A 6891-nucleotide genomic window follows, 5' to 3' on the forward strand; every position below is an offset into this window, starting at 1 on the left:
GCTCTCTTCATCGCCAAATAATTAGATGGAAATCCGATAAGATAAATATATCCATATAAAGAGAACTTTAAACATGGAAGTGAAGTTTAGGAGATATAAATCTGGAGATGATGAGGGAATAGTGGAGTTAATGAAAACTTGCTTCAGAACCTTCAACTCATGGAAATTAAGCGTAATGGACTGGATTGAATATGAGGGGGATGATGGATTCTCAAAGGAGAATGTATTAGTAGCTGAAATTGATGGGGAGATAGTTGGACACGTACAGTTAATGCATAGAAGGATAAGGATTAGGAAAAGCATAATGGAATGCGGTGGAATAACCAACGTATCCACACGACCATTCATTGCGAAGAGGTTATAGGGAAATCTTCCCCATCAAATTAGACGTATTTTTGGCAGATAACTTCCGAAGGCTATTCGCCTCCACGTATACTATCCCCTATCATGAATAAAGAAAAAGCTTAAATGAAGCATCCGTAAAGGAATAATGTATCTTAAGATGTGAGGAGGTAAAAAACTTGGAAGTTTTAATATTGAGAGATAAGGATATTAGGTCCCTTCTGACCATGGAGGAAGCTATAAAAGCTGTGGAGGACGCTTTTAGGGAGAAAAACTTAGGCAGAGTGCAGATGCCATTAAAATCCTACCTCTTTTATGAGAAGTATAATGGCGATCACAGGTTTATGCCAGCTTATCTAGAGAAGCTCGACATCGCAGGGGTGAAAATAGTTAACACACATCCCGAGAACAGGAGAAAGTACGGTCTTCCAACGGTTGCCGGCATAATTGTCCTCGCTGATCCTAAAACGGGGGTTATCCTGTCAATTTTGGAGGCAACATGGATAACGGCAGTGAAGACGGCGGCTGCAAGCGCCGTTGCAACCAAATATTTGGCTAGAGAAGATTCTGAAGTTTTGGGTTTGGTGGGAGCTGGACTTCAAGCTGTAGCTCACCTCGAAGCTCTGTCTCATATCATGGAGGTTAAGGAAGTTAGGGTTTGGAGCAGAACACGTGAAACCCTTGAAAATTTTGTTAAACAAATGGCAATGCGGTATCCAAAAGTGAATTTTGTTACGACCAATGTTGTTAGAAATGCTGTCGAGGGCTGTGATGTTGTTGCAACCCTAACGCCATCTAGGCAACCTATCATATCTGGAGACTGGGTGAAGCCTGGAACCCACATAAATGCTATGGGGGCTGATGCTCCTGGAAAGCAAGAACTTGACCCCGCAATACTGAAAACAGCGAAAATAGTCGTTGATGATTTGGAGCATTGTAGCTACAGTGGAGAGATAAATGTCCCCCTAACTCAAGGCGTAATTTCAAAGAAAGATATTTACGGAGAGATAGGTGAAATCATTTTAGGCCAGAAGCCTGGTAGAATCCGCCCTGACGAAGTTACTGTTTTCGCCTCAACAGGGATAGCCATCCAAGACATAGCAGTAGCTGAAGTAGTCTATAGGGAAGCTGTGAGACTGGGCTTAGGCGTGAAAATAGAATTGTGAATATGACATTCCAATATATTAAAACAACTGCTAGGAAGTTGTTTTAATATAATATAAATATAATAGTCTTTAAAAGTCGAGTCCTTAAATATTTCAAGATTTAGCTTAAATGACTACAAAAAAGGATATTTATATTCTTTGTCTCTTCGGCACAACCCCCTTTTCGAAGGGGCACTCACTACAATATGGACGTTGTGGACATCGAATTACGATTTTACCGTCTTCATGTTCGATTAAGTAGGCATCTGTATGTCTTATATTACAGTGAATCATTTTCACCTTAGCCATAATGTTCACCTATCGTTACTCCTTAGTTTTGCTAAGTAATGCTTTTAGCTTAGTTACGCGGTCTACCCTCTTCTTCCCTATTCTATTTAAAGTCCAAGATACATCAGGTAATAGTACGCTTATTGACTTGGCTGCATCTAAAATAAATTTTTGAATATTCTCTTCCATCATTATAACAGTTTTTAATACTTCCGAAGCTTTGATTTCAGATGGCATCTGAACTTTAATATTATAGTCATCTGTATTAAGTGTTTTTATAAAGCAGGCTTCAAACTTATCGCTTATAATGCTATAATAAGCCCTTTCTACTGCTAAGACATTCGACTCGCTCTCCTTTGCTAGTGATAGAAAGGTATCCCTATATTCTGGTAATTTTTCCGCTAAATTTTTATAAAGGTTAGCTACATCCTTCTCCATCTTCGTAAAATAGCTGAGTACAGCGGAGGATGTGACAAGTTCCATTAGAACCACCTTTGAATAACTACTTTCCTGTCCGTGAAGAAGTCTATGCACTCCCTTTGACCATGGAGTGTTCCATAGAAGGATTCCTTCCTTCCAGCGAATGGGAAGAAGGCCATAGGTGCGCATATTCCAACATTTATTCCCACATTGCCTATATTAACTCTATGTATAAACTCTCTAGCCCATTTACCATTTTGTGTGAATATTGATGCTGCATTGCCATATTTATTTTTGTCAATCATTTCAAGGGCCTCATCAAAGTTTCTAGCACGCATAACCGATGCTATGGGCCCGAAGAGCTCTTCCCTTCCAATGAACATGTCAGGTGTTACATCTGTAAATATTGTTGGGTTGAGAAATGCATCGTGAGGCCAATCTCCCACAAGCTTTATCTTTCTACCGTCAAGCACAAGTTTAGCCCCCTCTTCAATGCCCTTCTCTATATAGGTTAACATACGCTGCTTCTTCTCCTTATCACGTAGTGGGCCCATCTGAACACTTTCATCAAGACCGTAGCCAACTCTTATCTGTGAAGCTGCGTTAACAAATGCGTTTACAACTTTCTCATAGAATGCATTAAATTCGTGTTCACTTAGGCCCTCACCAACTATGACTAGGTTAGCTCCTGATAGGCAACGTTGACCTGTATTGCCGAAGAAGGATGTCAAGAGGGCTGGAATCGTTTTATCTAAAACGGCGTCTGGCATTACCAAGAGAAAGTTTTTAGCGCTGCATTGGGCAATGCATCTCTTACCAGTCTCTCCACATCTCTTATAAATGAATTTTCCAGTGGGAGTAGAGCCCACAAAGGCTATCCCAACTATATCAGGGTGATCAAGCATGGCAGATACAACTTCCCTTCCTCCATGAACTACATTCCATACGCCTGGCGGGAAGCCTGCTTCCTCCGCAATTTCAGCTACCTTTACCTGGCTGATGGGGTCCTCACTGGAAGGCTTAATTATAACGCAGTTCCCTAGGGCAACAGCATATGGTGCAAACCAAAGTGGCACCATGAAGGGGAAGTTGAAGGGCCCTATTATACCAAAAACCCCTAAGGGCTCCCTATAGCAAAATTCATCCATGCCAACAGCTATATCCTGTAAAAGGTACCCCTGCATTAATGAGGGGATGCCAGCGGCAACTTCAACATTTTCAATACCTCGTCTCGTTTCACCCCTAGATTCATCTATGGTTTTCCCATGCTCCATCGTTTGAATTCTAGCTAACTCTTCAAAGCGCTCCTCCATAATCTCCTTCATCCTAAAGAGGTATCTCGCCCTTACGTGAGGCGGCGTATCCCTCCACATTGGAAAAGCCTTCTTAGCAGCCTCCACAGCCGCATCCAACTCATCCCTCGTTGACCTGGGAACCTTTGCAATGACCTTCTGGGTAGCTGGATTCACAACGTCTATGAGCTCCCCCTTCGATTCAACCCATTCTCCACCAATATAGTTCCTAAGCATTAAAACTTCCTTTATCGGCTCCTCCAGAATCGCCATATTTAACTCCCTTATTAAAATTATTTTTAATGTACTTTTAAACTTTTTGAAAACAATTTCCCCATATGCAATAATAATAATAATAATTTCTACCGACATATCCCTAACCTTCCTCGTTGAGGATTGTGGACTCTCATATATTATAGCAAAATCTTAGGAGAAATGCTGAACACATACGATTAATACATGAAAGGAATATGAAGTTGCCGAATGAATAACTTAGTCTTCGCCTAGATTAAACAAGAAAGGGAAAAATTAAAGAATATTATATGGCAAGCAAGGTAGCTTAAAGCATTTCTAGTCCTAGATCTGCAAGTTCCCTTTTAACTTTTTTGACAAGCTCTATGTATTCATTTGATATTCTGCCCGTTTCTATATCGCAGAGCTCTTGAAACTTTTTCCCTAGCGGCGGATTCTTCAACTTATCCTCATACTTTGACAAGAGATTCTTAACTAGCTCATTTACATCTTGCAGACTTAAACGTGTTGCCGCATAGGCAACGTCTGCAGAGAATTTAGGCTCCATTGGAGTAAACCTGTCCTCATATTTTGCTTTTGCGACGCCAACAGCCTCTATGTTTGCTCCTGAAACAACGTCTGTAGAGATCACCGCGGCTATTTCATATAGAGCCATTTCTGTAGCAGGTCCAGCGGCTATGTAGCTTAAGTAGAGTGTCAGCAAGTTTGTATTCATACTTATAGCTTGAGCTGAAACACTTTTAACCCATAAAACTTCTCTAAAGCTGCTTGCAGTGTGGATAGCATGTATTGGGAATGAAAGGTAGCAGTCGGCTTGGTAAATCATAAGCCCCATTAAGTGTTCTGCAACTGTGACTATAGCTGTCCCTTCAGCCCCTCCAGCATAACCTCCATAAGCTGGGCCTAACTCACCTACAACACGACAACCAAAGCTTTTAGTGCAGAATACCTTATTCAATTGACCGAAATTTGTCTTTAATTCGGCTAATATACCAACTAATACTCCATCCGAACTTCTCAACCCATACTCTCTATTTAATACAGCAATGAGGGATGAATCTGCTGTGGCAGTGGCAACAGCATTCATTATGGGTAGACCTGGCCTTCCAGCTCTCCTCATGGCTTCTCTCGCTATTCTCACAGTTTCCATAGTACCTAAGATTTCGAGGGGGGTTCCAGGCCTTATCCTGACACCTCTCACCCGCGTTAATGCTGGTGTAGTTACGGAGTTTATTTGGGGGATCTTCGCATAACCTTCTACCAAGCTTGAGAGTATTTGCTCAGAGGATACTGGTGCTCCAGCAGCCCCTAAGAAACACCACGGCGGCCGCTTGTCTTCAGGCTTTCTTGGAGTCAGGGCTTTCCTATCAGTTTCCTCCCCAAACCACACCTCTGCTGGAGCATATTTTAATGCCTCCTTAACTTCATCTTCGCTGAAGCTTATTATTCTATTGGTGCTTGTACAGTAAGCTCCAAGCTCACAGAAGAGCTGGAAACCCGCCTTAAAGACGGAATTTGCAAGACCAGGGTCTTTTGGAATGGGGGTTTTCGGATCATAGGAAATTCCATACTCCTTCACTAGTTCATTGGCTCTTTTGTAAAGGGTCATGTCAAACTCTCTTTCCCTACAAATTTTGCCAGTTAACGCTCGCTCCATGATTTCAGTCATAGTTATCTTCATGTTCTCCTCCCCCTCTTCTCTATAAGTCTGGAAATCACATTAACGGCTTCTGGAGCAGTTTCAGCCCATCCATCAGCCCCTATATTCTCTGCCCACTCAGCAGTCGTAGCTCCTCCCCCAACCACAACGATATACTTATCCCTCAAACCTAGAGATTTCAACGCATCTATCACATCCTTTTGAACACCAATGGTTGACGTCATAAGAGCAGACATGGCAATGACGTCCGCTTTAACCCTTTCAGCTTCCTCAATAAACTTCAGGGAAGGTACATCAACTCCAAGATCGTAAACATCAAATCCATTGGCACTAAGCAACGCTGCCACGATATTCTTACCTATCTCATGAATATCCCCCTGAACAGTGCCAATAACAACCTTCCCCTTAGCCACTTTAGTCCCACTTGGCAAAGCTTTCAGAAGCACAGAAAGCGCACTCTTCATGGCCTCCCCAGCTAACATTAGCTGTGTTAAGAAGATTTCACCACTCTCAAATTTTTCACCAACTATCTTAGCAGCTTCACTTATCCCCTCCTTAATTGCCATAAGGGGGTCAGCGCCACTTCTAACAATTTCTTCAGCAACCCTCTGAGAAGCCTCAACGTCAAATTCCAAAATAGCATTCTTCAATTTTACATAAAGATTTTCTCCGTTCATATATACACACCTGAGTTCGTAATTATAAATAATTATAAATAATAATGAAGTATAATTTTAAAAAGTTTCGGTATGCATAGACTTAAAGGGCATACATGGATAAAATAATAAGCAGAGATAACTCTAACCCATAAAACCATAGATTTATCCTTAATAAAGAAAATGTCAGTTCAAAGCTTATAAAAAAGGAAGATTGGAAGGTTTTGTTAATGAAGTGTTTTAACGTCCATAATTTTCGAAAATTGAATTCGCTTTCTTAACTTACCTCCTTTATAGCGGATTCAAGTATGTTTAATGCTTTATCGATTTGCTCCATGGTTATGACTAGTGGAGGTTGAATTCTTAGAACATTCCCCTTAACGCCACCAGAACCAATAAGCAACCCCCTCTCCCTACATAGATCCCTCACTTTCCTAGTCTCATCTGCAGCTGGAGTCTTCTTAACTTGATCCTTTACAAGCTCAATACCTATCATTAAACCCTTCCCTCTAACATCCCCAATAATCCTATACCTCTCCTTCAACTCATTCAATCGCTTCATGAAATACTCCCCCTTCTCCGCAGCCTTTTCTGGGATCTTCTCCCTAAGCATTACATTAATGTTGGCGAGTGCAGCTGCTGCAGATACGGGGTTCCCACCAAAAGTTGACAAGTGATCTCCAGGTTCAAAGGCTTTGCCTATGTCTTCTCTAGTTGTACATGCACTTATGGGGAAACCATCAGCAATCCCCTTAGCCATAGTCACAATGTCAGGCTTAACACCATAATGCTCAATGGCGAAAAGCTTCCCAGTCCTACCAAAACCAGTTTGAACT

Annotated in this window: 7 protein-coding genes; 2 read left to right on the forward strand and 5 right to left on the reverse strand. The window is 41.5% G+C overall.

From position 1 onward, the window contains the following. The first annotated feature begins 73 nt into the window (after positions 1–73). Positions 74–364 (forward strand): GNAT family N-acetyltransferase, encoded by a 291-nt coding sequence (locus tag MRT15_RS08145; protein WP_304329584.1) that lies wholly within the window; start codon positions 74–76, stop codon positions 362–364. Between the two features lie 172 nt (positions 365–536). Next, on the forward strand, positions 537–1508 hold the full coding sequence (gene ala / locus MRT15_RS08150) for an alanine dehydrogenase (protein ID WP_304329590.1): 972 nt from the start codon (positions 537–539) through the stop codon (positions 1506–1508). A 303-nt stretch (positions 1509–1811) separates the two neighbouring features. On the opposite strand, the gene MRT15_RS08155 is transcribed toward ala, so the two are convergent. The 5 genes from MRT15_RS08155 to MRT15_RS08175 form a co-directional block, all read right to left on the reverse strand. Further along, complete coding sequence (locus MRT15_RS08155; protein ID WP_304329585.1) at positions 1812–2258, reverse strand: hypothetical protein; 447 nt, start codon at positions 2256–2258, stop codon at positions 1812–1814. Further along, positions 2258–3760, reverse strand: coding sequence for a CoA-acylating methylmalonate-semialdehyde dehydrogenase (locus MRT15_RS08160; RefSeq protein WP_304329586.1), 1503 nt, complete (start codon positions 3758–3760; stop codon positions 2258–2260). Before MRT15_RS08160 ends, MRT15_RS08155 begins: the two co-directional genes overlap by 1 nt. Before the next feature lie 286 nt (positions 3761–4046). Next, positions 4047–5420, reverse strand: coding sequence for a monomethylamine:corrinoid methyltransferase (locus MRT15_RS08165; protein WP_304329587.1), 1374 nt, complete (start codon positions 5418–5420; stop codon positions 4047–4049). Then, on the reverse strand, positions 5417–6076 hold the full coding sequence (locus MRT15_RS08170; protein WP_304329588.1) for a B12-binding domain-containing protein: 660 nt from the start codon (positions 6074–6076) through the stop codon (positions 5417–5419). The genes MRT15_RS08165 and MRT15_RS08170 overlap by 4 nt, the downstream gene beginning before the upstream one ends. A 256-nt stretch (positions 6077–6332) precedes the next feature. Beyond that, positions 6333–6891: aspartate aminotransferase family protein (locus tag MRT15_RS08175; RefSeq protein ID WP_304329589.1), on the reverse strand; the 559-nt coding region annotated here is incomplete at its 5' end.

The organism is Candidatus Culexarchaeum yellowstonense (assembly GCF_024707025.1).
Classification (GTDB): domain Archaea; phylum Thermoproteota; class Methanomethylicia; order Culexarchaeales; family Culexarchaeaceae; genus Culexarchaeum.